The 22,567-nt window shown below is 74.1% G+C and carries 20 protein-coding genes; 11 read left to right on the plus strand and 9 right to left on the minus strand.

Annotated elements, in window-relative coordinates; all coding sequences use genetic code 11:
* Positions 1 to 290: 290 nt before the first annotated feature.
* On the plus strand, positions 291 to 1,667 hold the full coding sequence (locus ABEA15_RS03360) for an MFS transporter (RefSeq protein WP_344147796.1): 1,377 nt from the start codon (positions 291 to 293) through the stop codon (positions 1,665 to 1,667).
* Between the two features lie 114 nt (positions 1,668 to 1,781).
* Here ABEA15_RS03360 and ABEA15_RS03365 read toward each other — a convergent pair whose 3' ends face one another.
* Positions 1,782 to 2,345: a TetR/AcrR family transcriptional regulator gene (locus ABEA15_RS03365; protein WP_345555429.1), complete on the minus strand. Its 564-nt coding sequence runs from the start codon at positions 2,343 to 2,345 to the stop codon at positions 1,782 to 1,784.
* A gap of 118 nt (positions 2,346 to 2,463) precedes the next feature.
* Between ABEA15_RS03365 and ABEA15_RS03370 the strand changes: the two genes are divergently transcribed.
* Together ABEA15_RS03370 and ABEA15_RS03375 are read left to right on the plus strand one after the other, a co-directional pair.
* The gene (locus ABEA15_RS03370) at positions 2,464 to 3,927 is read left to right on the plus strand and encodes an MFS transporter (RefSeq protein WP_345555430.1); all 1,464 of its coding nucleotides are present in this window, start codon (positions 2,464 to 2,466) and stop codon (positions 3,925 to 3,927) included.
* A gap of 113 nt (positions 3,928 to 4,040) precedes the next feature.
* On the plus strand, positions 4,041 to 5,312 hold the full coding sequence (locus tag ABEA15_RS03375) for an FAD-dependent monooxygenase (RefSeq protein WP_345555431.1): 1,272 nt from the start codon (positions 4,041 to 4,043) through the stop codon (positions 5,310 to 5,312).
* Between the two features lie 97 nt (positions 5,313 to 5,409).
* Here the strand turns inward: ABEA15_RS03375 and ABEA15_RS03380 are convergent, their stop codons facing one another.
* Positions 5,410 to 5,979: a PadR family transcriptional regulator gene (locus ABEA15_RS03380; protein ID WP_345555432.1), complete on the minus strand. Its 570-nt coding sequence runs from the start codon at positions 5,977 to 5,979 to the stop codon at positions 5,410 to 5,412.
* A gap of 73 nt (positions 5,980 to 6,052) precedes the next feature.
* Here ABEA15_RS03380 and ABEA15_RS03385 point away from each other — a divergent pair, with 73 nt between their 5' ends.
* From ABEA15_RS03385 to ABEA15_RS03410, 6 genes are all read left to right on the plus strand, one after another.
* Positions 6,053 to 7,624: a class I adenylate-forming enzyme family protein gene (locus ABEA15_RS03385; protein WP_345555433.1), complete on the plus strand. Its 1,572-nt coding sequence runs from the start codon at positions 6,053 to 6,055 to the stop codon at positions 7,622 to 7,624.
* A gap of 3 nt (positions 7,625 to 7,627) precedes the next feature.
* Positions 7,628 to 10,036, plus strand: coding sequence for a xanthine dehydrogenase family protein molybdopterin-binding subunit (locus ABEA15_RS03390; RefSeq protein ID WP_345555434.1), 2,409 nt, complete (start codon positions 7,628 to 7,630; stop codon positions 10,034 to 10,036).
* A 104-nt stretch (positions 10,037 to 10,140) separates the two neighbouring features.
* Positions 10,141 to 10,920 carry an enoyl-CoA hydratase/isomerase family protein gene (locus ABEA15_RS03395; RefSeq protein WP_345555435.1) on the plus strand — a complete coding sequence of 260 codons (780 nt, stop codon included), beginning with the start codon at positions 10,141 to 10,143 and terminating at the stop codon, positions 10,918 to 10,920.
* A 9-nt stretch (positions 10,921 to 10,929) separates the two neighbouring features.
* The gene (locus tag ABEA15_RS03400; RefSeq protein ID WP_345555436.1) at positions 10,930 to 11,847 is read left to right on the plus strand and encodes an FAD binding domain-containing protein; all 918 of its coding nucleotides are present in this window, start codon (positions 10,930 to 10,932) and stop codon (positions 11,845 to 11,847) included.
* The gene (locus tag ABEA15_RS03405) at positions 11,844 to 13,115 is read left to right on the plus strand and encodes a 2Fe-2S iron-sulfur cluster-binding protein (protein ID WP_345555437.1); all 1,272 of its coding nucleotides are present in this window, start codon (positions 11,844 to 11,846) and stop codon (positions 13,113 to 13,115) included. Before ABEA15_RS03400 ends, ABEA15_RS03405 begins: the two co-directional genes overlap by 4 nt.
* Positions 13,112 to 14,533, plus strand: a complete 1,422-nt coding sequence (locus tag ABEA15_RS03410; RefSeq protein ID WP_345555438.1) for a benzoate/H(+) symporter BenE family transporter — start codon at positions 13,112 to 13,114, stop codon at positions 14,531 to 14,533. Before ABEA15_RS03405 ends, ABEA15_RS03410 begins: the two co-directional genes overlap by 4 nt.
* 132 nt (positions 14,534 to 14,665) lie before the next feature.
* Here ABEA15_RS03410 and ABEA15_RS03415 read toward each other — a convergent pair whose 3' ends face one another.
* Positions 14,666 to 15,088, minus strand: coding sequence for a MerR family transcriptional regulator (locus ABEA15_RS03415; protein WP_345555439.1), 423 nt, complete (start codon positions 15,086 to 15,088; stop codon positions 14,666 to 14,668).
* A 77-nt stretch (positions 15,089 to 15,165) separates the two neighbouring features.
* On the opposite strand from ABEA15_RS03415, the gene ABEA15_RS03420 reads away from it, so the two are divergent.
* Positions 15,166 to 16,011, plus strand: coding sequence for an SDR family oxidoreductase (locus tag ABEA15_RS03420; protein ID WP_344147762.1), 846 nt, complete (start codon positions 15,166 to 15,168; stop codon positions 16,009 to 16,011).
* A gap of 95 nt (positions 16,012 to 16,106) precedes the next feature.
* Here ABEA15_RS03420 and ABEA15_RS03425 read toward each other — a convergent pair whose 3' ends face one another.
* From ABEA15_RS03425 to aztB, 6 genes are all read right to left on the minus strand, one after another.
* Positions 16,107 to 16,388 carry a helix-turn-helix domain-containing protein gene (locus ABEA15_RS03425; protein ID WP_344147759.1) on the minus strand — a complete coding sequence of 94 codons (282 nt, stop codon included), beginning with the start codon at positions 16,386 to 16,388 and terminating at the stop codon, positions 16,107 to 16,109.
* On the minus strand, positions 16,388 to 16,885 hold the full coding sequence (locus ABEA15_RS03430; protein WP_344147756.1) for a DUF2975 domain-containing protein: 498 nt from the start codon (positions 16,883 to 16,885) through the stop codon (positions 16,388 to 16,390). Before ABEA15_RS03430 ends, ABEA15_RS03425 begins: the two co-directional genes overlap by 1 nt.
* A 469-nt stretch (positions 16,886 to 17,354) precedes the next feature.
* Positions 17,355 to 18,551: a zinc metallochaperone AztD gene (aztD, locus tag ABEA15_RS03435; RefSeq protein ID WP_345555440.1), complete on the minus strand. Its 1,197-nt coding sequence runs from the start codon at positions 18,549 to 18,551 to the stop codon at positions 17,355 to 17,357.
* A gap of 103 nt (positions 18,552 to 18,654) precedes the next feature.
* Positions 18,655 to 19,557 (minus strand): zinc ABC transporter substrate-binding protein AztC, encoded by a 903-nt coding sequence (gene aztC, locus ABEA15_RS03440; protein WP_345555441.1) that lies wholly within the window; start codon positions 19,555 to 19,557, stop codon positions 18,655 to 18,657.
* 89 nt (positions 19,558 to 19,646) lie between these two features.
* Positions 19,647 to 20,831: a hypothetical protein gene (locus ABEA15_RS03445; RefSeq protein ID WP_345555463.1), complete on the minus strand. Its 1,185-nt coding sequence runs from the start codon at positions 20,829 to 20,831 to the stop codon at positions 19,647 to 19,649.
* Positions 20,828 to 21,745, minus strand: a complete 918-nt coding sequence (gene aztB / locus ABEA15_RS03450) for a zinc ABC transporter permease AztB (protein WP_345555442.1) — start codon at positions 21,743 to 21,745, stop codon at positions 20,828 to 20,830. Before aztB ends, ABEA15_RS03445 begins: the two co-directional genes overlap by 4 nt.
* Positions 21,746 to 21,794: 49 nt before the next feature.
* Here aztB and aztA point away from each other — a divergent pair, with 49 nt between their 5' ends.
* Positions 21,795 to 22,490, plus strand: coding sequence for a zinc ABC transporter ATP-binding protein AztA (aztA, locus tag ABEA15_RS03455; protein ID WP_425579351.1), 696 nt, complete (start codon positions 21,795 to 21,797; stop codon positions 22,488 to 22,490).
* The last annotated feature ends 77 nt before the right edge of the window (positions 22,491 to 22,567 follow it).

A 22,567-nucleotide genomic window follows, 5' to 3' on the forward strand; every position in this document is an offset into this window, starting at 1 on the left:
ACGCGAGTTATGTTTCCTCGTGTGGCGAAGGTGAGACCCGGATCACGCGCGGAGCCGATCACGACGCAGGTCGCGGTGCCGCGCGGATGCGGGGGCTCGGCTTGTGTGCGGGCCCCGGCCCGCACCCCCGCACGCCGCCCCGCACCCGGCCCGCCCGCGGCCGGCTGGTGCGGGGGGCGAGGCACCGCCAATCCGCCCGCACCGAGCGGGTGCCGGGACGCGCCGGACGACTCCGGCCCCCGGCCCCGCTCAGCGCGGCGGGCGGATCCCACCCCCTGCGAGGAGAGACCATGAAAGAGTCGGCGACGTCCCGTCAGCCGCAGCACCCGCCCGCCAGCCAGCCCGAGCCCGCGTCGAGACCGCTGAGCGGCATCGAGCGGATCGGCATCCCCAAGCCGCTCTTCTGGGGATTCGTCGCCGTGCTGATCTACATGGTCGGCGACGGCGTCGAGATCAGCTACCTCACCGACTACCTGCAGCAGCCCGACGGCGGCGGCCTCGCCGGCGAGCAGGCGACGTTCGCCACCGTCACCGTCTACGGTGTCGCCGTGATGCTGGCCTCCTGGCTGTCGGGCACCCTCTCGGCGATCTGGGGCCCGCGCCGCGTGATCTGGCTGGGCGCCGCGTGGTGGGTCGTCTTCGAGGCGATCTTCCTGTTCGCCGCCATCCCCTCCCAGAACTTCGCGTTCATCGTCTCCGTCTACGGCATCCGCGGCTTCGCCTACCCGCTCTTCGCCTTCGCCTTCCTGGTCTGGGCGCAGACCACCAGCCCCGAGCGCATGCGCGGCTCGGTCGCCGGCTGGTTCTGGTTCGCCTTCACCGGCGGCCTGCCCACGCTGGGCGCCGGAGTGGCTGCGCTCGCGATCGGGCCGCTGGGCTTCTCGCTCTACGACACGCTCATCCTGTCGCTGGTGCTGGTCGCCGTCGGCGGCGTCCTGGGCTCCTTCGCCGTGCGCGAGCCCAACGGCCTCAAGCCCATCGCCGACGAGTCGGTGGCCAACCCCACCAGCTACCGCCGGCTGCTGGAGGGCGTCGACATCCTCTGGCGCGACCGCCGCACCCTGGCCGGGGGGCTGGTGCGCATCGTCAACACCGCGCCCCAGTACGGATTCTTCGCGATGTTCCCGTTCACGCTCGGCAGCGCGGGCGGCAACGACGGCTTCCTCAGCCTCGCCCAGATCGCGACGCTGACCGCGGCCGCTTACGGCTCCAACATCGCGGCCAACCTGTTCTTCGGCGTGTTCGGCGACTACTTCGGCTGGCGCCGAACCGTGACGTTCTTCGGCTGCCTGGGCTGCGCCGTGGCCACGCCCCTGTGGTACTTCACGGCGGTGGCCACCGAGAGCTTCGGCATGACCATCACGCTGGGCTGCGTCTACGGCGTACTGCTGGCCGGGTTCGTGCCGCTGTCGGCGCTGATGCCGTCGATGGTCCAGCACAAGGACAAGGGCGCGTCGCTGGCGATCCTGAACTTCGGCGCGGGCGGCGCCGCCTTCGTCGGCCCCATGGTGGTCACCCTGGCCTACCCGCTCGTCGGCGGCGGCGGTGTCGCGGTGATCTTCAGCTGCATGTACCTGGCGGTGGCCGTGCTGTCCACGCGGCTCAAGGACCCCAGCGACCCGGGCGAGAAGCGGTTGGCCGCCGCGGCGACGGCCGAGGCCGCCTGACCCGGATCGACGACCGCGAGGGCCCGCCGGCGCACGAGCGCCGGCGGGCCCTCGCGCGCGCATGCGCCCCTGCGCGCCGGTCCCGGCCGCGGCAACCGGTGCGCACGGCCGCCTCTAGCGGACCAGCGGGAGGAAGACCGTGTCGACGATCTCCTCGATCACCTCGGGTGCGACCGGCCGCAGCGTCATCATCGCCTCGCCTCGCAGCAGGTCGAAGGGGAGTGCGGCGATCCGCGGCGTGAGCTTGGCCGGATCGAGCTCGCCGCGCTCGACGGCGCGCTCCATGATCTCGTCGCTTCCCGAGCGGCGTCCGGCGAGGACCGTCCGGCGCAGCTCGGCGAAGCTGGTCTCGGTCTCGGCGAAGTAGCCGGCGAGCAGCAGGCTGAGCTGGGCGAGGTAGGGCCCCCGCTCATTCAACTCGGTGAGGGTGGCGATCAGGTCGCCGCGCAGGGACCCGGTGTCGGCCGGGGTGACCTGCTGGGCGGCATCGCGGCGCACGACCGCCGCCTCGACCAGCTCCTGCTTGTCCGCCCAGCGCCGGTAGAGCACCGGCTTGCTGGTGCCGGCTCGCTGGGCGACGGAGTCGACGGTCAGGTTCGCGTACCCGCGCTCACTCAACTCGTCCCAGGCCGCTTCGAGGATCGCCGCCTCGAGCGCTTCGCCGCGCCGTCGTCCCACAGCACTCCTTAGAAACTTTGACGTTTCTTATGCCCTACCCTACCCTGCTCAATAAGAAACCAAAACGTATCCTAAGGGTAGCCCGGCATCGTCGCGGGCCCATAGCAAGGAGTCCTCAATGCAGCAGAGCAGGGCCGAAAGCACAGACCCCGGACTGCATACGAGATGGACCGGGCGGGTCATCGGCCTGGTGGCCGTGTTGGCCATGGTGAACTTCGTGGTCGACTCGGCCATCAACGCGCCGCTGCTCGTCCTCCCGACGATGCTCGACCATTTCGGTACCGACCAGGCGGCGTGGCTCAACGCCACCGCGATGCTGGCGGGAGTGATGTGGGCGCCCCTCCTCGGAAAGAGTGCCGACATCTACGGCAAGCGCAGGGTGCTCGTGCTGACGCTGCTCCTCAGCTGCGCGGGCGCCCTCGTGTGCGCCGCGGCCCCCAGCATCTGGGTGTTCGTGCCGGGGCGCATGCTGCAGGGAGCGGCTCTGGGCGCCATGTTCCTCTCCGTCGCGATCGTGCGGAGCGTCTGCGCACCCCGCATCGCAATGATCATCGTGGGCATCGTGACCTCCGGCTCCGCGGTGCTCAACATCGCGTCCCGCTTCCTCATCGAGAAGTGGGCCGCGGAGTTCGGCTTCCAGATCCTGTTCCTCATATCGGCCTTCGTCGCGGCCGCGATGGCCGTCTGCGTGCGCGCCCTGATCCCCGAATCCCTGGTCAAGACACCGGGCAGGATCGACGTCGGCGGCGCGGTCCTCCTCGGCGGCGGTCTCGCCGCAGTGCTCGGCTACGTCAGCCTGGGCTCGGACGCCGGCTGGCTCGCCGTCGGCCCGCTGGCTCTCCTCGCCGGCGGCGCCGCGGCATTGGCCCGGTGGTTCCTGGTATCGAGTCGCAAGCCCGACCCCCTGATCGACGTCAGGAACCTCGGCGGGCCGCTGGTGCTCACGCTCCTCGTCGTCTTCCTGGGGACCGGCGCCTACCAGAGCACGCTTCAGCTCCTCCCCCTCATCGCCGACGTCTCGGCGGATCAGCAGCTCGGGTACGGACTGGCCGACCAGGGATCGATGGCACTGCTGCTCGCGGCGCCGACGCTCGGAGTCATGCTCGGAGGTCCGGCGGCCGGATGGCTTGCCGCGCGCATCGGACCGGCCGCGACGCTGGCCGGGGCGGTCGTGTTCGGAACGGTGGTGACCCTCGGGATGCTCGTCGGCGCCTCCCAGCTCCCCGCCGCGCTCGGCGTCGTGTTCCTGCTGGGGATCACGGTGGGAGCGCTCGGGACGTCCGGCTTCAACATGGCGGGGAGCTTGGCGTCGCCCGAGCGGCAGGGCATCGTGTCCAGCCTGGTCATGGTCATGGTCTCGATCGGGTCGGTGGTGCTGAACTTCCTGGGCGCAGCCGTGCTCAGGTCGACCGCCGTGGTCGTCGACGGTGAAACGACGAACTCGGCCACCGGCGTGTTCAGCTACATCGGGCTCGCTTCCGGCGCGTTCGCGGCCGCCGCGGTGCTGGCCGTCGTGCTCGTGCGCAGCACACGCCGCAGCCGCAACTCGCCGGCTCCCGACGTCGAGCGGGATTCGGCGTGACGACCCGGTGCGGCGCACCTCTGACGAGGCCGGCAGAAGCCGGCGCCTACCTCGCGAACAGGGTGACCCGCGTCGGTCGCCGGATGTCTCACAACGGCCTTGGGAGTTGACGAATGGGCATAAGAACCGCACCGAGAGGAACGGTCCTGGTTTCCGGCGCGAGCATCGCGGGTCCCGCCGTTGCGTTCTGGCTGCACCGGTACGGATTCGCGGTGACGGTGGTGGAGAAGTCCACCGGACTGCGCAGCGGCGGGTACCCGATCGACGTGCGCGGCACCGCGGTGGAGGTGGCGCGCCGGATGCACATCCTGCCGCGGCTCCGGGAAGCGCATGTCGAGTCGCGCCGGGTGACCTTCCTCGAGGCCGACGGCGGCGAGGCGGCGGTGGTGCATCCGCAGGCGGTGGTCGGCGGAGTCGAGGGACATGACGTCGAGGTGCCCCGCGGTGATCTGACCGACGTCCTCTACGGGGCCGTCCGCGACGATGTGGAGTTCGTGTTCGACGACTCCATCGACGCGCTCGCCGAACACGGGCACGGTGTCGACGTGACCTTCCGCAGCGGCGTCCAGCGCAGCTTCGACCTGGTCGTGGGCGCGGACGGGCTGCACTCGCACACCAGGGAGCTCGTCTTCGGCCCCGAGCAGCGGTTCCACCGCTACCTGGGGTACTGCTTCGCCGTGTTCACCATGCCCAACACCTTCGGGCTCTCCCACGAGGTCCTCCTCTGGAACGCTCCCGGAAGGGCCGCGGCGCTCTACGCGGTCGGCGACAGCAGCGAGCTGCACGCGTTCCTCAACTTCGCCCGCCCCGAACCACCGCACGAGGCGCTGCGCGATGCCGAGGCGCAGCGCGACCTCGTCGCCGCCACCTTCGCCGGCGACGGATGGGAGATCCCGGCCATGGTCGCCGCCATGGGCCGCGCGAACGACCCGTTCTTCGACTCCGTGAGCCAGATCCGCATGCCGGCCTGGTCCAGCGGCCGGGTCGCGCTCGTCGGCGACGCCGCCTACGCCCCGTCGTTCCTGACCGGGCAGGGGTCCAGCCTCGCCCTCGTCGGCGCCTACATGCTCGCCGGATCGCTGGCCGCCCATCGCGGCCACACCGCGGCCTTCGCCGCCTACGAACGCGACACCCGCGGATTCGTCGAACTGAACCAGGCGCAGGTCGGTGAAGGCGACGCGGCGCTCTTTCCCACCACCGCCGACGCCCTCGAAAAGCGCAACGCCAGGCTTCGCGGCCTGACCGCCTTGCCGCCGCGAACCGGGCGCCCCGCGCACACGGCCCTCACGCTGCCGCCCGAACAGGGTCCATCCCGACGTGGCGCAGACCCGCACGGCGGCGGAGACGACCGTGATGGACGCGCCCTCGGTGGACGTGCCCGCTAAAGGGTGCGGCAGTTGACGGTCTCGGGATCTCGGTCCCGCCGCGTGAGCGCCGGGGCCGGACCCCGTGCCGGCACGGGGTCCGGCTCCGGCCGCGGGTCTAGGAGCGGTCGCCTCCGTCGAAGGGCGGCTCGCCGGCCTCGATCTCCTCGCTGATGGTCCTCCAGAAGTTCAGCGCCGCGTACTCCAGCTCCAGGCCCAGCCGCAGCGTGACCATCCGGGACGCGATCTCGGAGCGGCCGCCGAAGCGCTCCCGCATCCGCTCGTAGACCCGGATGCGCTCGCGGTGCTGGCGCTGCTGGTCGACGGCCAGGCGGGCGACGTCCTCGTGGTCGGCGAACTCGTTGAAGAAGAGCTTGATCTCGGCGACGTCGCGCAGCTCGAAATGCTGCTCCGTGGGCTCGCCGAGCCAGTCCCGCAGCGCCTTGCGCCCCTCCTCGGTCACGGAGTAGGTGCGGCGCCGGCGCCCCGCCCCCTCCTCCTCGGACTCCAGCAGCCCGAGCTCCTCCAGCCGCTTGGGCTCGGAGTAGAGCTGGGCGTGCGGGAAGTGCCAGAAGTAGCCGACCGAATGGCCGATCGCGCGTTTGAGGTCGTAGGACGTCGACGGGCCGCGCATGGCGATCATCCCGAGCACGACATAGGAGGTCGTCGAAAGGCGCGCTGTTGACACGCCCCAGAGCTTACCGTACGTTGGCGACCATCTGATCTATATGATCTGTTTCATACGGTTGCTGGAGGGGTGCATGGACCTCGGAACAGTGCAGAGCCGGACGGCCGAGCGCTACCCGGACCTGCGGGCGGTGGGCGGCCCGGTCCCGCTCACCCACCGCGAGTGGGACGCCCGCACCGACCGGCTCGCCCGCGTCCTCGCGGCGCACGGGGCCGGCCGCGGCGACCGGGTCGCACTGCTGATGGGCGGCGGCGAGCCGCTGGCCGGCCTGCACCTCGCCGCGCAGAAGATCGGGGCGGTCTCGGTGCCGCTGTCGTTCCGGCTGGGCCCCGAGGAACTGGCCTACTGCCTGGCCGACGCGCGCCCGGCGCTGCTGGTGACCGACGCCGCCACCGAGGCGACCGCCGACGCCGCGGGACTCCGAGCAGCGGTTCCGCGGCTGCACTCCGCCGCGGGCGGACCCCCCGGCGCTCCCCCGCCCCCCGGCACGGTCGAGCACGAGGCGCAGGCCCAGCCGGACGGGCCGCTCGGGGTCGCGGTCGGCGACGACGACCTCAGCGTCATGCTCTACACCTCCGGCACCACCGGCCGCCCCAAGGGTGTGCCGCGCACCCACCGCGCCGAGCACAGCTCCGCCGTGGCCCACCTGCTGCAGACCCGCCCGGGCCCCTTCAGCCGCACCCTCGGTGTGATGCCGATGTTCCACACCATGGGCCTGCGCACACTGCTGGCCTGCCTGGTCGGCGCCGGCACCTGGGTGCCGCAGACGCGGTTCGACGCCGAGGAGTCGCTGGAGCTGATCCACCGCGAGCGCGTCGACTCCCTCTACCTGGTGCCCACCGTCTACTGGAGCCTGCTGCGCACCGGGCGCCTGCACGAGGCCGCGAGCGTACGCAGCCTCGCCTACGCCGGAGCCGCGATGACGCCGGCGCTGGCGCAGGGCCTGGTCGAGGCGCTGGAGCCGGCCGCCTTCGTCAACCACTTCGGCAGCACCGAGATCTACACCTTCTCCATCGGCCCCGACGTCGCCGCGAAACCGGGCTCGGCCGGGCGCGCCGGGGTGTTCGGCCGCGTCCGCCTCGTCTCGCCGCAGCCGGGGGCCTCCGCCGAGGACGAGGTGGAGCGCGGCCGGACCGGGCAGATCGCGGTCAGCATGGACAATCCCGAGGCGTTCGGCGGCTACTGGCAGCGGCCCGACGCCGACGCCGCCTCCATCCGCGGCGGCTGGTACTTCCCCGGTGACCTCGCCGTGCAGGACGAGGACGGCGACCTGTGGGTCAGCGGCCGCGTGGACGACATGATCAACTCCGGCGGCGAGAACATCTACCCCGACGAGATCGAGGACGCGCTGATCCGCTGCCCCGCCGTCGCCGAGGTCGCGGTCGCGGGCCTGCCCGACGACCGCTGGGGCCAGGCGGCCACCGCCTTCGTCGTGCCCCGCACCGGCACGTCTGCGCAGGACGCCGTCGACGAGGTCGTCGGCTACCTGCGCGCGGACTCCGGGCTGGCGTCGCTGAAGCGCCCCAAGCGGGTGGTGGCGGTCGCCGAGATACCCAAGTCGGCCGTGGGCAAGCTCCTGCGGCGCCGCCTCACCGCCGGCGACTTCCGCGCGCTGGCCGAGGCGAGCACGGAAAGGGGGCGCTGACCCGTGCCGTCGCAGACACCCGACCAGCAGACCGCGCGCGTCGAGGACCCCGCACTGCTGTGCGGACGGGGCCGCTTCCTCGACGACCTCGACCCGCTGCCGGGCACGCTCACCGCGACCGTGGTCCGCAGCGACCACCCGCACGCGCGCATCCGCGGCGTCGACCTGAGCCGGGCGCGCGCCCACCCGGGCGTGGCCGCGGTGGTGGGCCCCGAGGAGGTGGCCGAGGCGCTGCGGCCGTTCCCGCTGTCGGTGAAGACACCGATGGACTACTACCCCGCCGGCACGGACAAGGTCCGGTTCGTGGGCGAGCCCGTCGCCGTCGTGGTGGCCGCCGACCGCTACACCGCCGAGGACGCCGGGGAGCTGGTCCGGATCGACTACGAGCCGCTGCCCGCCGTCGTGGACGTCCGCGCCGCGATGGACGGCGACGCGCCCCTGCTGCACGAGGCGGCCGGCACCAACGTCGCCACCGACCGCACGTTCGACTTCGGCGACGTCGACGGCGAGTTCGACCGCGCCGAGCACGTGGTGCGGGGCGAGTACTCCTTCCCCCGCTACTCCTCGACCCCGATGGAGTGCTACTCGGTCGTCGCCGAGTGGCGCGACGAGGCCGACGGGCCCTCCGTCACCGCCTGGGCGAACTTCCACGGCCCCTTCTCCATGGTCCCGGTGCTGGCGGGCGCGATCGGCGTCCCGGCCTCCCGCGTGCGGCTCGTCGTGCCCCCGGACAACGGGGGCAGCTTCGGCATCAAGGCGGGCATCTATCCCTACGTGGCGCTACTGGCGCTGGCCAGCAGGCACGCCGGGCATCCGGTGCGCTGGACCGAGGACCGCGTCGAGCACCTGCTGGCCTCCTCGGCCGGCTCGGACCGGTCGATGGTCTTCGAGGCGGCGGTCGACTCCCAGGCGCGCATCCGCGCGCTGCGCGTCGACCTCGTCGACAACGTGGGCGCCTACCTGCGCCCGCCCGAGCCCAGCACCCTCTACCGCTGCTTCGGCAACATCACCGGCGCCTACGGCATCGAGGCGGTGCACCTGCGCTCCCGCGCCGTGGTCACCAACAAGACCCCCACCGGCCTGAACCGGGGGTTCGGCGGCCAGCAGCTGTACTTCGGCCTGGAGCGGCTGGTGGACGAGACCGCGGCGCAGCTGGGCCTGGACCCGGCGGAGATGCGGCGCCGCAACCTCGTGCCCGCCGACGCCTTCCCCTACGCCACCCCCTCCGGCGGGGTCTACGACTCCGGCGACTATCCCGGCGCCTTCGAGCTGCTGCTGAAGAACGCCGACTACGAGGCGCTGTGCGAGCGCCGCCGCCAGGCGCGGGAGAACGGCGAGTACCTGGGCCTGGGCATGGCCGCCGTCGTCGACCCCTCGGCCACCAACATCGGCTACGTGGGCCTGGCCACGCCCGCCGAGCAGCGGGGGCGCGGCAAGTCCGGCTCGACCGAGCACGTGCGCGTCAGCGTCGACGTGAACGGGACCGTCTCGGTGCTGCTGGGCACCGTGCCCCAGGGGCAGGGGCACGCGACGGTCGCCCGCAAGGTGGTCGCCGACCAGTTGGGGCTGCCTCTGGACCAGGTGCGGCCGATCGTGGAGATGGACACCGCGACCACGCCCTGGACGGTCAGCTCCGGCAGCTACTCGTCGCGCTTCGCGCCGCTGCTCACCAGCGCCCTGGTCGAGGCCGCCGAACGCCTCGCGGCCACGGTGCGCGCGGCCGGCGCGGTGCTGCTGGAGGCCGAACCCGGCGAGGTGGAGCTGGCCGGGGGCCGGGTGCGCCTGCGCGAGGCCCCCGACGACGCCGTCGAGTTCCGCCACGCCGCCGGCCTGGTGCACTGGGACCCCGGTGCGCTGCCGGAGGGGGTCTCGGCCCGGCTGTATGAGGAGGCGGCGTTCACCCCGCCCGAGTCCAAGGCGGCGGGCCGCGACGACCGGATCAACTCCAGCCTGTGCTACGGGTTCGTCGCCGAGCTCGCGGTGGTGCGCATCGACCCCGACACCCGGCGGATCGAGCTGACCGACGTCTACACGGTGCACGACGCCGGGACCGTGCTCGACCCGGTCCTGCTGGAGGGGCAGGTGCACGGCGCCCTCGCCCACGGCCTGGGCGGCGCGCTCTACGAGGAGCTGCGCTACTCCGCCTCCGGCCAGCCCACGGCGGCCACCTTCATGGACTACCTGTGCCCCACCAGCGCCGAGGCCGGCTACCGGCTGCACAGCGACCACATGCAGACCCCGTCGCCGCTGACGCGGCTGGGCGCCAAGGGCTGCGGCGAGGGCAGCAGCATGAGCCTGCCCGCCGCCGTAGCCAACGCCGTGGCCGACGCGCTGTCGCCGCACGGCGTGCGGATCGACTCGCTGCCGCTGCACGGCGACGTGGTGCACCGGCTGCTGGAGGACGCGCCCTAAGCGCCGCCCGCCGAGACCGCACCGCCCCCGCCGCGGACCACCGTCGGCCGCCGAACCGGCCCGGCGCCGCGACACCGAAGAAACCGCAGAAGTGGAGAACCGCAATGCCGCTCACCGGAGGCGAGATCCGGCTGCACCACGGCCACGACGGCCGCGTTGCCTACCTGACCCTGGACCACGGGCCCTACAACATCATCACCTGGGAGACCCGCCAGGTCATGGCCGACCGCTTCGCCGAGATCGACGCCGACGACCGGGTCCAGGCCGTCGTCGTCCAGGCCGAGGGGGAGCACTTCTCCTCGGGCGGCGACATCGCCGGGTTCATGGAGGTCGACCCCGTCGACTTCACCGACCTCGGCCACAACGTCACCGCGCCCGCACGCAGCGCCAAGCCCGTGGTGTGCGCGGTCGACGGCTACTGCTTCGGTGTCGGGCTGGAGCTCGCGCTGTCCTGCGACATCCGGCTGGCGACCGAGCGCAGCCGGTTCGCGCTGCCGGAGATGCGCCTGGGCATGATCCCGGGCTCGGGCGGCACCCAGCGGCTGGCCCGGCTGATCGGGCTCTCCCGCGCGAAGTACCACGTTCTCACCGCCGAGCGCATCACCGGCCGCGAGGCGGCCGACTGGGGTCTGGTGGCCCGGCTGCTGCCCGATGCCGACGGGCTTGGCACGGCCACCGAGGAGCTGGTGGCCACGCTGCTGGGGTTCTCGCCGCTGGCGGCCCGCACCGCCAAGGAGGTGCTGGACAAGGGCGTGGACGCCCCGCTGTACAGCGGCATCGAACTGGAGCGCAAGGCCTACGCGATGCTGCGCTCCAGCCGCGACTTCGCCGAAGGGGTGGCCGCGTTCCGCGAGAAGCGCTCCCCCGAGTTCCAGGGAAGGTGATCGGCGGCCATGAAGCCGGCTCCGTTCGACTACGTCCGCCCCGCGCGGGTCGAGGACGCGGTGGCCGAGCTTGCCGCCGCCGACGGCGGCGGCAAGGTCATCGCCGGCGGGCAGTCGCTGATGCCGGTCCTGGCGATGCGGCTGGCCCGGCCCGAGACGCTCGTCGACGTCAACGCGATCGCCGAGCTCGCCGACGTCCGCGAGGAGGACGGGGCCCTGCGCATCGGCGCGACGGCGCGCCAGCGCCGGCTGGAGCGGGAGCCGGGCGGCGCGGGCGTCCCGCTGCTGGGCATGGCGCTGCCGTGGGTGGGCCACCGTGAGCTGCGCAGCCGGGGCACGGTGTGCGGCAGCCTCGCCCACGCCGACCCCGCCGCCGAGCTGCCCGCTGTGGCGTGCTGTTTGGACGGCGTGCTGACCCTCGCCGGCCCCGCCGGCGACCGCGACGTGCCCGCCCGCGACTTCTTCACCGGCGCCATGACCACGGCGCTGGGGCCCGCCGAGGTGGTGCGCTCGGTACGGCTGCCGCGCGCGGCGCCCGGCGACGGTTTCGGCTTCGCCGAGGTCGCCCGCAGGCACGGCGACTTCGCGCTGGCCGGGGTCGCCGTGCACGTCTCCCGGTCGAGCACCGGCGGCGGCGCCGGAGTCGCCCGGGCGTCGGTCACCGCGTTCGGGGTCTCCGACCGGCCGGTCACGCGCGACGCCGCCGCGCTGCTCGCGACCGCCGACCCCGGCGGGGGCGGCGCGGCCGAGGCCGCGGCGCGGCTGTCCGCGCCCCTGGCCCAACTCGCCGAGGAGGTGGTCGACACCGCGGGCGACGCCCACGGCTCGCCGGGCTACCGCAAGCGCCTCTTCGCCACTCTGGCCGCCCGCGAACTGGTCCGGGCCTACCGCCGCGCCGAGCGCGGCACAGCGGAGGTGAGCACATGAGTAGCGCCGAGTCCCGGCCCGGCGCGGGCGGCCGCGAGGCGGCCGGGCCGCGCCCGGTGCGCGCGGCGGCGCACGACGGCGTCGACGTCGCCATGACCGTCAACGGCACGCCCGTCGAGCTGCACGTGCCCGCCCGCCTGACCCTGCTGGACGCGCTGCGCGAGCGGCTGGGGCTGACCGGCACCCACACCGGCTGCGAGCACGGGGTATGCGGGATGTGCACGGTACTGGTCGACGGGGACGCCGCGCGCGCCTGCCTGCTGCTGGCCTGCCAGCTCGACGGCGCGGAGGTCGTCACGGTCGAAGGGCTGGGCCGCCCCGACGACCTGCACCCGCTGCAGGCGGCCTTCGGCCGCAACCACGCGCTGCAGTGCGGGTTCTGCACTCCGGGGTTCCTGATGAGCTCCTACGACCTGCTCTCCCACGAGCCCGCCGTCGCCGAGGAGGACCTGCCCGAGCAGCTGTCCGGCGTCCTCTGCCGCTGCACGGGCTACCGCAACATCGTCACCGCGGTCGCCGAGACGGCGCGCGCCTACCCCGGCGGGCCGCCGGCTCCGGGCAACTGCGCCAAGCGCGTGCTGACCGGGCGCGGCGGCCCGGGCGCCGGTGCGCCGGCCGGCGCCGGGGGCGAGCGGGTCCCGGCCGCCGAGGCGGGCGCGGAGGACGTCGCCATCCGGCTGCCCGACGCCGAGCCGACGGTCACCGTCGACCTCACCAGCGAGCTGGCGGTGGACGAGGACCGGCTGTGGCGGGTGCTCGACGACGTGCGGACCCTCGCGCGCTGCCTGCCGGGCGCCGAGCTCACCGAGGAGCTGGGGCCCGACCGCTACGCAGGGCGCGCCCGGGTGGCGGTCGGCCCCGTCAAGCTCTCCTTCACCGGCGTCGCGCACGTGCTCGAACGCGACCGCGAGCGCGGCCGCGTGCACGTCGTCGCCCAAGGCCAGGACACCGGCGGCGCCCGCACCCAGGGCGACGTGGTGCTGACCCTCGACCGCGCCGACGGCGGGCTGACTCTGCGCGCCGCCGCCGACGTCTATCTCACCGGCCGCATCGCCCAGTTCGGGCGTGCGCTGGCCGGTGACATAAGCCGCCGCATGTTCGAGCAGTTCGCCGAGTCGCTCGAACAGGCCGCGGCCGCCGGCGCCGCCCCGGTCCGTCCGGGGGCGGCGCCCAGTGCCCTGGGCCTGATGGCCCATGCGCTGCGCCGGCGGGTCCGCGCGTTCTTCGCGCGCATCACCGGGCGCGGCGAGGAAGGAGGAAGGCGATGACTCCCCCCGCAACGGGCGCGCCGCAGCGCCCCGCAGCACGCCGGCGCATCGTGGAGCCGGCACCCCCCGGCCCGCGCGGACCGCGGGCGTTCGTGCGCAACCTGTCGGTGGCCTCCGCCGGCAGCGCCCTGGTGGCCGCGATCTTCGGCTGCACCGGGCCGGCCCTGATCATCATCGACGGCGCGTCCGCCAACGGGCTCAGCCCCGAGCAGACGGCGACGTGGATCTTCGGCGTGTACGTGTTCGGCGGCCTGATCAGCCTGGTCCTGGCGACGTATTACCGCCAGCCGGTCGTGGGCGCCTACAGCATCCCCGGCGCGGTGCTGGCCGTGGGCGCGCTCGGCAGCCACTCGTTCGCGGAGATGGCCGGAGCCTACGTGGTGGCCGCGCTGCTGGTGCTGGTCCTGGGCCTCAGCGGCGCCGTCCGGCGGGTGATGTCGTGGCTGCCGCTGCCCATCATCATGGCGATGATCGCCGGCGCGCTGATCAACTTCGCGGTCGGGGTGCTCGACGCCGGCCGGGAGGCGCCGTGGATCGTGGCGGCGGCCGTGGCGGGCTTCCTCGTCTCGACCCGCTTTCTGCCCCGCGTGCCGGGCGTGCTCGGCGCCCTGGTCTGCGGAGCCGCAGCGGCCGCCGCCACGGGCGCGTTCGGCGCGCCCGCGACGGAGGTGGCGCTGACGGCGCCGCAGCCGGTGGTGCCCGGGTTCGACGCCGGAGCGGTGCTGGCGGTCTCGGTGCCGCTGGCGGTCCTCATCGTCGGTGCGGAGAACGCCCAGGCCATCGGCGTGCTGATCACCGAGAGGTACCGCCCGCCGATGAACGCGATGACGATCGCCAGCGGCGTCTTCGGGCTGCTGGCCTCACCCTTCGGCGCCCACAGCGCCAACATCGCCGGACCGATGACCGCCATCTGCGCGGCGCCGGGCAGCGGCCCGCGCGCGGGCCGCTACACCGCGGCGGTGGTCAACGGGGTGCTCTTCGCGGCGTTCGGCGTGCTGGCCGGGGCGGCCGTCGGCCTGGTCACCGCGCTGCCGTCCCAGCTGATCTCGGCTGTGGCGGGCCTCGCGATGGTGACGGTGCTGGTGAGCGCCCTGCAGCGGGCGTTCTCCGGCGGACGGTTCCAGATCGGCGCCTTCTTCGCGCTGGTCATCGCGATGAGCGGGGTGACCGCGTTCGGGATCTCCGCGCCGTTCTGGGCGCTGGTCGGCGGCGTGCTCGCGTCCCTGGTGCTGGAGACCGGGCACTTCCGCGGCCGGGACCGGGAGGGCGCACTGGGCGCCGACGAGACGGACGGGCACGAAGGCGCGGAGAGCGCGGACGGCGACGAGGCCGGGGCCGCGGCCCCCGCTTCGCCTGGGAAGCACGGGCGCGACGAGCGCTCCGCGTCCGGCGAGCGGCCGGAGCCCGCTCGCGAGTGACGGCGGAGGGGGCGGGGACCGGTCGGGCCCCGCCCCCGCTCGGCGGGTCCGCCGGCAGGCGGAGCCGTGCGGTCTGGACGCGGCGCCGGAGCCGGGCTCAGCCGCAGGCGGTCCGGCCGCGCTGTGCGCCGGTCAGTCGCACTCGGGGCCCTCGCGCCACAGCCCGTCGGCCGTTCCCTGTTCCAGGTGGCGCGCGTAGGTCGCGACCTTGGCCTCGATGACGCCGAGGGACTCCTGCAGCTGCGCCACCTGGCGGCGGACCTTCGCCTCGTGGCCGCGCAGCAGCGCGAACCGCTCCTGTTCGGTGCCCGGCCCCTGCCGGACCAGCTCGACGTAGCGCCGGATGTCGGGCAGGGACATGCCGGTCTCGCGCAGTCTGACGCAGACCCGCAGCCACTCCACCTCGCGATGGGTGAACATCCGGCGCCCCGCGCTGTCGCGGCGGACCGGATCGACGAACAGGCCCTCCTGCTCGTAGAAGCGGAGCGTGTGCGCGGACAGTCCGGTGCGGGCGCTCACGGTCCCGATGCTGAGCGTCTCCTCGGTGACGGCCATGCCGCCAGCCTACGCGGTTGACTTCGAGTCGACTCGAATTCGTAGCGTCACCGGTACAGCGATCGAAGGGACGCAACGTGACGAAGACATGGTTCATCACGGGTACCTCCTCCGGGTTCGGGCGCCTGCTCACCGAGCGGCTGCTCGCCCGCGGCGACCGGGTCGCCGCGACCGCCCGCAGGCCGGAGGCAGTGCAGGACCTGCGGGCCGAGTACGGCGACCGGTTGTGGAGCGCCCGGCTCGACGTCGAGGACCGGCACCAGGTCCAGCAGGCCGTCGACGAGGCGTTCGCGGCCCTCGGCACGGTCGACGTCGTCGTCAACAACGCGGGCCACGGCGTCTTCGCGTCGGTGGAGGAGGCCTCCGACGAGCAGATCCGCCGCGTCGTCGAGACCAACCTGCTCGGCTCCGTCCGGGTGATCCGCGCCGCGCTGCCGCACCTGCGCAGGCAGGGGCACGGACGCATCCTCCAGGTCTCCACGTCCGGCGGGCAGACGACCTACCCGAACTTCTCCTACTACCACGCCTCGAAGTGGGGCATCGAGGGCTTCTGCGAGACCGTCGCGCAGGAGATCGCGCCCTTCGGCATCGGCCTCACCATCGTCGAGCCGGGAGCCACCCCCACCGGGTTCGGCGGCGCCCTGGCCACGGCGCCGGTGATGCCGGAGTACGACGCGGGGCCCGCGGGCGACACGCGCCGGGCGCTGGCGGAGGGCACCTTCCGGCTCCCCAACGACCCGGAGCGGATCGCCCAGGCCATGATCGACTCGGCCGACGGCGAGACCGCGCCGCTGCGGCTGCCGCTGGGCAGCGACACCTACGCCCACGTACGGGCCTCGCTCACGGCGCGCCTGGCCGAGCTGGACGCCCACCGCGACACCGCGCTCTCGGTGGCGGTCCAGGAGGACCCGGCCGGCATCTGACCGGGTCCGGAGCCAGGCGGACGCCCGCTTGGCTCCGGCGCTCCGCCTGCGCCGCGGCGCAGGGTGCGGGTGCGCCGCGGCGCAGGCGGAGCGCCTCACGCGTCCATCGCGTCCGCGGCATCGGGGGCGTTGGCGGCGTTGGCGGCGGGCGTGCCGCCGGCGTCGGCGGGAGGGCCGGCCTCCCAGCGCAGCAGGTCCCCGGGCTGGCACTCCAGCGCCTCGCAGAGCGCGGCGAGCGTCGCGAAGCGCACCGCCTTGGCCCGGCCGTTCTTGAGTACCGCCAGGTTGGCGGGCGTGATCCCGACGCGCTCCGCCAGCTCGCCCACGGACATCTTCCGCTTGGCCAGCAGCACGTCGATGTCGACGACGATCGGCATCAGATCACCTCGTCGAGCTCGGCCCGCATCCGATCGGCCTCGACGTCGCGTGCGATGGCCTGGGCGAGCAGCATCCGCAGCACGAGCACGATGAGGGCCACGCCCAGGATCGCCACGCCCAACCCGCCCAGCAGCAGGACGACGCCCGGGGCCACGGCCTCGCCCGGCGCCAGCAGGAACCCGAGCGTGAAGACCAGCAGGGCGGCCGCGACGAACGCGCCGATCACGACGTGCACGTAGCGGAATGCGGAGTCGGAGAAGACCGTTCCGCGCCGGACCATCGTCACCAGCCGCCACACGCAGACCAGGACGACCTGGACCGACACGGCCCCCAGGACCACGATCACCAGGAGCGGTATCCGCAGGTAGGCGTACTCCGCAGCGAGCCCCTGCAGATCGGCGGCCAGCAGCGGCACCATCACCGCCTCGAAGAAGACCGAGCCCGCGAGCAGCGCTGCGAGCACGGCGCGCAGCGCAAGCACCGTCAGTTTTCCCATCACCCCTCCTTCAATCGAATGACGATAATAACCTATCGAAACTCGATAGATGCGGCAACCGGTCGAGGCGGTCTGCACGACGGCTCGCGCGCGTGGCGACCACAGCTCGGCCGGCCGCCAGGCGGCCGGGCCGGTGCTGGAAGATCGGGGTTCGTCCGCACGCGGATCACTCCGCGCCCGCGGTGAAGCCGGTGCGGCATGAGCCGCCGGAGCGTGCGGGCGTCCTCGGCGCCGGCGTGCACCCTGGAGTCGCCGGTGCCGGTGAGATGCCAGGGGCCGCGCGCGTCTCCGGCGGCGCGGCGCATGCTCGACGAAGGGTCGGCGAGGGCGCTGCGCCAGGCTGGACGCGGACGTGGAGGGGTGGAGGAACGCGCGGAGCCGCAGGCCCGGCTCGGTGCCCGGGCCTGCGGTGCAGCCGGCGCGGGGCGCCGGGGCGCGGGCGGAGCGCGCCCGCGCGGCCGCCCGGCCCTCAGACGCCGGTGATCTCGTTGGGGGCCTCCGGCAGTGCGGCCTCCGTGCGCACCTGCCCGGATCCGAGGTCGACGGCGTAGAGCCGCTTCTCACCCGGGTCGGTCACGTAGGCCGTGGCGCCGCGCACGAACAGTGTGGGGCGCGGCTGCTGCCACTCCAGGGGCTCCCGCCACTCCCCGATGACCGGGAAGGAGTCGGTGACCTCGGCGGCCGCGGGCTCGATCACGTGGACCGCGCCGTCGGTGCCCAGGACCAGCGCCTCGCCGCCGGGCCCCCGGCCCAGGGAGCGGAAGCTGTAGCTGGTGCCCAGGTCGACGAGCTCCAGCGTGTGCTCGGCGGTGTCGAGGACGGACACCCGCTCGGGGCGCTCCAGCTCGGCTTCGGGGTCGGTCTTGTAGTCGCCCAGCACGTAGCGGGAGTCCTCGTGCCCGGCCTGGTTTCCGATGCGGCCGTAGCCGTCCGGGCTGTCGATCTTGGTGAACCCGCCGCCGGAGTAGACCAGCGCCCCGTCCTCGCAGCCGAACAGCAGGGCCCCGCCGCGGGCGGTCGCCTCGCCGTGCACACCGGGGCACCTCTCGTTGCGGGCGGTCTCCTCGCCGTCGGCGTCGAGGATGCGGACGCCGGTGCGCTCCTCCTCGTCCCCGATGGTCGTCGCCAGGCCGCCGCCCTCCAGCGCGACCGCGACCCCGTGGTGGGCGTGCTCGGTGGTGTGGGTCTCGGCCTCGGGCAGCCCCTCCCCCAGCTCGCCGGGGTCGAAGGAGGTGACCTCGCCGGAGCCGTCGGCGAACAGGACCGTCTTCCCGGCGTGGCGCACGACGTGGCCGGGCTTGGACGCCTCGAACTCGGCGTCGGTCAGCTCGGCGCCCGCGGCGTCGAGGACGCGGAAGCCCGATGACGTCGACACGAGCACGTGCCGCCCGTCGCCCGCCGGGTTGAGCCGGTTGAACCCGTCCAGCCGGAGGTCCTCGACGACCTCCAGCGTCGTGCCGTCGATCACGTAGACGCCGCCGTCGTAGGTGGCGACGAGGGCGTCGTCCACCTTCGCGGCCGTGTTGGCGGCCTCCTCGGCGCCGCCGTCCGGGCCTGCGGCCTGGCCGCACGCGGTCGCGGCCAGGCCGAGGGCCGCCACGGCGGCCGGTACCGACAGCGCGGCGCGTGATCGGCGCCGTCGCGGTCGGCGGAGTTCGTCTCGCATGGGTGCCTTCCGTTTCTCTTAGGGGACGGGGGCCGCTGGGGCCGCCCTTTCGTGCGGGGGTGCGGGGGCGGAGTCGCCGGGGTCCGAGCGGCTGCGGGCCCGCTCAGCCGGTGAGGGCGTCGGCGATGTCGTCGGTGTTGCTGCGCGCCATCTGCAGGTAGGTCGCGGCTCCTCCGCCCTCGGCGGTGAGGGACTCGGAGTACAGCGGCACCACCGCGACGTCGACTCCGGCCTCATCGGCCATCACCCGGGCCAGGCGGTCGGGTCTGGAGGAGTCGGCGAAGACCGCGGGCACGCCGGCCGCGCGGACCGCGTCGGCCAGGGACTTCAGATCGGAGCTGCTCGGCGAGGCCAGCGTGGTGCCGCTGGGGACGACCGCGCCGACGACCTCGAAGCCGTACCGCTGGGCCAGGTAGCCGAAGACGTGGTGGTCGGTGACGAGCTTGCGCCGCTCCGGCGGGATCTTTGAGAAACGCTCCTTCGCCCGCTCGTGCAGCCGGTCCACCCGCCCGCGGTAGTCCTCGGCGTTGGCGCGCACCGCATCGGCGTCGACGCCGTCGACGCTGCCGACCACCTCGTCGGCGATGAGGCCGGCAGCCCTCTCGACGCGGACCGGGTCGGTCCAGAAGTGCGGGTCGGGCTCGCCGGCGGTGTCGCCGCCGGAGAAGTCGATCGGGTCGACCCCCTCGGCGACGGCGAGGGACGAGGCGCCCGCCTCCTCGGCCGCCTCGACGTTGCGCAGCACGCCCTCCTCCAAGCCGAGGCCGTTGTAGACGACGAGCTCGGCGTCCTGGAGCTCGGCGGCCTGCCGCGCGGAGACGCCGAAGGAGTGCGGATCGGCGTTGGGGCCCATCAGGACGGTGACCTCGGCCTGGTCGCCGACGACGTTGCGCACGACGTCGCCGAGGATGTTGGTGGTGACGACGATGCCGGAGCGCTGCGCGCCGAACGCCGCGCACCCGGAGAGGGCGGCCGGTGCGAGCACGAGCAGCAGCGTCGGCAGCACGGCGGCCGCGCGCCGTGCGGGGCGGCGGGTCCGGTGCCGCCGGCCCGCGCGCGCTGGGACCGGGAGCCGCGGCTTCGCGGGCGTCGCGCTCACCATCCCGTCTCCACCATCAGGTCGGGGCTGAACGCGAGGTCGAAGGTGCGCGCCAGGCGCAGGTCGTCGTTGTAGTCGACCTCGTAGACCGCGTCGGCCGCGGGGTCGTTGACGTAGGCGCGGGCGGTGTCGACCGTGAGGGACGGAGCCGGGGAGGCGCCCGCGGTCTCGGCGTCCATGAGGCGGTTTTGCGCGGTCCTCTCGCCGGTCGCGGGGTCGTAGGCGCTCAGCCGCCCGTCCTCGCCCAGGACCAGGAGCGGCATCTGCTCGCCCGCCGCGCTCACGGCGGCGGCGGGGCCGGTGTCGAGCAGGGTCCACTCCCCCGCCGCGACGTCGAGCACCCACACGCCGTCGTCGCCCGCCGCCCCCGCGAGCACCGGGGCTCCCGGTCGGTGGTGGAACGAGCGGACGGGGTCGGCCCCCTCGTCGGGGTAGGCGATCTTCTCGGCCTTCAGGGAGCCGCCCTCGCCGGTCACGACCAGGGCGCCGTCGGAGCAGCCGATGACCGCGCCGCGCCGGGTGACCGCCTGGCCGCGCGGGTCGGGGCAGTCCTCGGCGATTGCGGCCGCGGCGGAGGCGCCGGAGCGGTCGAAGACGCGCACGGAGCCGTCCCGGCCGGCCACCACCAGCCGCTCGCCGTAGGGCAGGGCCGCCGCGCCGCCGAGGTCGGCGGCGGTGCGCACGATCTCGCCGTCCGCCAAGGCCGCGCGGTCGAGGAAGCGGATCCCGGCGCCGGAGACGAGGGCGCTGACGGCCTTGTCCGCCGCGGCCCGCAGGCCGCCGCCGGTCGCGACCTCGCCGAGGACCGCGGGCTCGGCGGTGTAGTAGTGCACGTGGTCGCCGTGGTCGACGGTCCAGGCCCCGCTGTCCAGGACGGTGGTCGAGCCGCCGGAGGAGAAGTAGGCGAAGCGGCCGTCGGTCGCGGCCTCCTCGGCTCCCGCCGCCTCGCCGACCCGGGCGGCCTTCTTGGTCGCGGGGTCGAGGGTGTGCAGGGAGCCGGCTGCGGTGTCGGCCAGGACCAGCCGCCACTGCGGCTCCGCGGCCTCGCGGGCGCCCTCGACGTGGCCGTGCGGCGCGGACTCCTCCCCGCCGGACGGTTCGGCCGCGCCCGCGCCGCATCCCGCGGCCATGAGCCCGCCGGCGGCCAGGGCCAGGGCCGCTCCGGCTCTGCTTCCCATCATCGTGTGCACTCGTACTCCTGTTCGGGGATGGTTCGGGGACCTGCCGGTTCGGGGGGCTGCTCAGGGGGCGGGCCGGAGGGGGGCGGCGCGGCTCCGGGACGCAGGTCGCGCAGGCGCGCCGCCAGGGCGGAGAGGAAGAACACGACCACGGCGACCGCCGCGATGGTCGCGCCGGCCGCGGTTCCCAGGTGCCAGGAGACGAGCAGGCCGGCGAAGGTCGCCGCCGATCCGATGAGGGCGGCGCCGAGCATCACCACGGGGATCCGCCGCGCCCACAGCGCCATCGCCGCGGGAGGCGCGATCAGCAGTCCGAAGACCAGCAGCGTGCCCACGACGTGGAAGGACGCCACGATCGCGAGGGTGACCAGGCCGAGCGTCGCCGCATGGGCCAGGCGCGGGCGCAGGCCCAGTGTCCGGGCCTTGCGGGGGTCGAACGCCAGGGCGACGAAGGCGCGGTGGCCCAGCAGGGAGACCGCCGCGGCGGCGGCCGCCGCCAGGGCGAGCACGAGGAGGTCGCGGGGGCGCGCCGCCAGCACGTCGCCGAAGAGGAACCCGGTGAGGTCGACCGCGAAGGACTGCGAGTAGGACACGATGATCACGCCGAGGGAGAGCATCCCGACGAACAGCAGTCCGATCCCGGTGTCCTGGGATATCCGGGACCAGCGGGTCACGGCGGCGACGCCCAGGGCCATCGCGGCGGCGCTGGCCGCGGCGCCGAGGAACAGGCTGACGCCCAGCAGGGAGGCCAGCGCCACCCCGGGCAGCATGCCGTGCGACATCGCGTCGCCGAGGAACGCCATGCCGCGCAGCACCACCCAGGTCCCGGCGAGCGCGCAGGCGCTCGCGACCAGGAGTCCCGCCAGCAGCGCCCGTGCGACGAATGACACCGCGAACGGTTCGGTCAACCAGTCCATGCGACGACCGTACAATGAAAATGATTATCAATGTCAATAGGGAGGCAACGTGCAGCACAGCACACACGCCGCCGTCGCGCTGCGCGCGGTCTGCGCCGCTTACGGCCCCACCACCGTCCTCCGGGAGGTGACCGCCGCCGTGCCGGCGCGCCGCGTGACGGCGCTGCTGGGAGCCAACGGGTCGGGCAAGTCGACGCTGCTGGGCGTCGTCGCGGGGGTGCACGCCCCCGCCTCCGGCGCGGTCGAGCGATTCCACACCGAGCGGCCGGCCCTGGTGGTGCAGCACAGCGCGGTCCCCGACTCCCTGCCCGTGACCGTGCGGGAGGCCGTGGCCATGGGGCGGTGGGCGCACCGGGGCCTGTGGCGGCGGCTCACCGCAGCGGACCGGGCGATCGTCGCGGACTGCATGGAGCGGCTGGGCATCGCCGACCCGGCGGCGCGTCCGCTGGGCTCCCTCTCGGGCGGCCAGCGGCAGCGCACCCTGCTCGCCCAGGGACTGGCGCAGCGCTCCGACCTGCTGCTCCTCGACGAGCCCGCCACCAGCCTGGACGCGGCGACCCAGGAGGCGATACCCGCCATCGTGGAGGACCTGTGCTCCGACGGGGTGACCGTCCTGCACGCCACCCACGACCCGCAGGCCGCGCGCAGGGCCGACCACCGCCTCCACCTGCACGAAGGCCGCCTTGCCCCCGAGGCCGCCGAGCGGGAGCACCGCGCGAGCGCGGACCGGGGGGCGGCGGTGTAGCCGACGCGGGCCGTGCAGACCCGTTGTGCGGCGGTCCCGGGTTGCCTAGGCTCAGGGTGCCCGGTCGCGCGGGGCGC

This window comes from Streptomonospora halophila, from assembly GCF_039542725.1.
GTDB lineage: Bacteria > Actinomycetota > Actinomycetes > Streptosporangiales > Streptosporangiaceae > Streptomonospora > Streptomonospora halophila.